We start from the raw sequence: 2,466 nt of genomic DNA on the forward strand, positions 1-2,466 counted from the left end.
GCGCACCCGGCCGGGTGCGCGCCTTTCGTCGTGAAAATCAGAGCAGGGTCTTGATGTCCGCGGCGGACTCGGGGCCGTACGCCTGCGTGAGGCGCTCCAGCGCGGACTCCTTGCTCAGCGTCCACTCCTGGGTGCCCATCGTCTCCAGGACGAGCACGGCGATCAGCGATCCCAGCTGCGCGGAACGCTCCAGGCTCAACCCGGCGGTGTGCGCGGTGAGGAAGCCCGCGCGGAAGGCGTCGCCGACGCCGGTCGGCTCGACCTTCTCGACCTCGGGTACGACGCCGACGGTCACCTCGGTGCCGTCGCGATCGACGATCCGCACCCCTTCCGCGCCCAAGGTGGTGACGCGCACGCCGACCTTCTGCGCGACCTCTTCCTCGCTCAGACCGGTCTTCTGCAGCAGCAGCGCCCACTCGTACTTGTTCGTGAACAGGTAGGCGGCGCCGTCGATGAGCTGCACGGACTGGTCGCCGTCCAAGCGGGCCAGCTGCTGGGAAGGATCGGCGGCGAACGGAATGCCGAGTTCGCGGCATTCGGTGGTGTGCCGCAGCATCGCCTCGGGGTCGTTGGCGCCCACCAGGACGAGGTCCAGGTCCCTGGTCTCGGCGAGTTCGGCGATGGAGATGTCGCGGGCCTCACTCATCGCGCCGGGGTAGAACGACGCGATCTGGGCCATGTCGTCGTCGGTGGTGCAGACGAAACGCGCGGTGTGGGCGCGCTCGGAGACCAGCACGGTGGAGCAGTCCACCCCGTGCTTCTCCAGCCAGGCGCGATAGTCGCCGAAGTCGGCGCCGACCGCGCCCACGAGCAGGGGCGTGCGATTGAGCAGGCCCATGGCGTAGGCGATGTTGCCACCGACGCCACCGCGACGGATCTGCAGATCGTCGACGAGGAAGCTCAGCGACACGTGGTCGAGCTGATCGGCCAGCAGTACGTCGGCGAACCGTCCGGGAAAACGCATGAGGTGGTCGGTCGCAATGGACGCGGAAACGGCGATGGACACGTGGCTGAGCCCTTCAACTGTAGGCGGCAGGCGGTCAAGACCGGGACGGCAAGGTCCCGGTCTCACCGTAGCGGATCCGCCTCACCGATCCGCCGCAGTCGCGTACCTACATGTCCCGACGCGACAACTGATTTCGCGAGCCCCGAGGCCCGGAGAGGCGGACGGCCTCAGTTGAAGGAGTCGCCGCAGGCGCAAGAGCCGGTGGCGTTCGGGTTGTCGATGGTGAAACCCTGCTTCTCGATGGTGTCGACGAAGTCGATCGAGGCGCCCTGCACGTACGGCGCGCTCATCCGGTCGACCGCCAGCGTGACGCCGGCGAAGTCGACGGTGAGGTCGCCGTCGAGCGAACGGTCGTCGAAGAACAGCTGGTAACGCAGGCCGGCACAACCACCCGGCTGCACCGCGATACGCAGCGCCAGGTCGTCGCGTCCCTCCTGGTCCAGCAGTGCCTTCGCCTTCGCGGCGGCGGCGTCGGTCAGACTCACACCGTGGGTGGCGGTCTCGTTCTGCACAGTCATGAACTCTCCTCGAGGAACCTGTGGTCTACCCGAACAGCGCACGGGGTCGTGTCGGTCAACACCAGTCGGCCGGCTGCTATTCCTCCATCTTGCCACCACCCGATCCGTGATGACACGCAACCTGCGTGACCCCGCACACTCCCGGCGAATCGGACCGCATTTCTCGCCGCGCTACCCATCGAATAGCCTGGTCGATGTGAAATTGTTCCGTCGCGGCGAGTCCAGCAGCACCGACGCGACCGCCGAATCGACGGTGGTCACGGACGGTGACTCAGCCGCGGGCACCACCCGCGCGGCGGCCACGGCCACCGCGGGCAAGGGCCGCCCCACTCCGAAACGCCGTGACGCACAGGGCAAGCGCCGCGGTCCGATAGCACCCGCTCCGCTCACCGCGAAAGAGGCCCGCGCCCGGCGCAAGGCCGCGCGGGGCAGCAGGGAGGAGCGCAAGGCCGCGTCCGCCAGGCGGCGTGAGGCCGCCGCGGATCGGCGGGAACGCATGCTCGCGGGCGAGGACAAATACCTGCCGCCCCGCGACCAGGGCCCGGTCCGGGCGTTCGTGCGCGACATCGTCGACGCCCGCCGCAACCTGGTGGGCCTTTTCATGCCGATGGCCCTGGTGCTGATCCTGTCGATGTTCGTCGCGCCCGCACTGCAGACCATCGTCACCCTGGCCATGCTGGTGATGATGCTGTTCATGGGCATCGAGGGCGTTTTGCTCGGCCGGGTGGTGAACAACCGGGTCAGGGAGCGTTTCCCGGAGACCACCGACGGCGGGTACCGGCTCGGCTGGTACGCCTTCGTCCGCGCCTCCCAGATCCGCAAGATGCGCGCCCCGAAACCGCGCGTCAACCCGGGCGACGCTGTGTAGTTTGGCCGCGCCTTCGGCGCGGCGTGTTCGCGGCCCCTTTGTGGCTCGCGTTTGCGCGGCCGCCGCTGGCGACC

The 2,466-nt window shown here is 68.7% G+C and carries 3 protein-coding genes; 1 reads left to right on the forward strand and 2 read right to left on the reverse strand.

Annotated features, from left to right (window positions below):
• Positions 1 to 37: 37 nt before the first annotated feature.
• Positions 38 to 1,006 carry a carbohydrate kinase family protein gene (locus ACFU5M_RS34355; protein WP_379055775.1) on the reverse strand — a complete coding sequence of 323 codons (969 nt, stop codon included), beginning with the start codon at positions 1,004 to 1,006 and terminating at the stop codon, positions 38 to 40.
• Positions 1,007 to 1,173: 167 nt separating this feature from the next.
• Positions 1,174 to 1,524 carry an iron-sulfur cluster assembly accessory protein gene (locus ACFU5M_RS34360; protein ID WP_040865873.1) on the reverse strand — a complete coding sequence of 117 codons (351 nt, stop codon included), beginning with the start codon at positions 1,522 to 1,524 and terminating at the stop codon, positions 1,174 to 1,176.
• A 196-nt stretch (positions 1,525 to 1,720) separates the two neighbouring features.
• Here ACFU5M_RS34360 and ACFU5M_RS34365 point away from each other — a divergent pair, with 196 nt between their 5' ends.
• The gene (locus ACFU5M_RS34365; RefSeq protein ID WP_379055777.1) at positions 1,721 to 2,392 is read left to right on the forward strand and encodes a DUF3043 domain-containing protein; all 672 of its coding nucleotides are present in this window, start codon (positions 1,721 to 1,723) and stop codon (positions 2,390 to 2,392) included.
• Positions 2,393 to 2,466: the final 74 nt, after the last annotated feature.

It is taken from the genome of Nocardia sp. NPDC057455 (assembly GCF_042802775.1).
In the GTDB taxonomy this organism is placed as follows: domain Bacteria; phylum Actinomycetota; class Actinomycetes; order Mycobacteriales; family Mycobacteriaceae; genus Nocardia.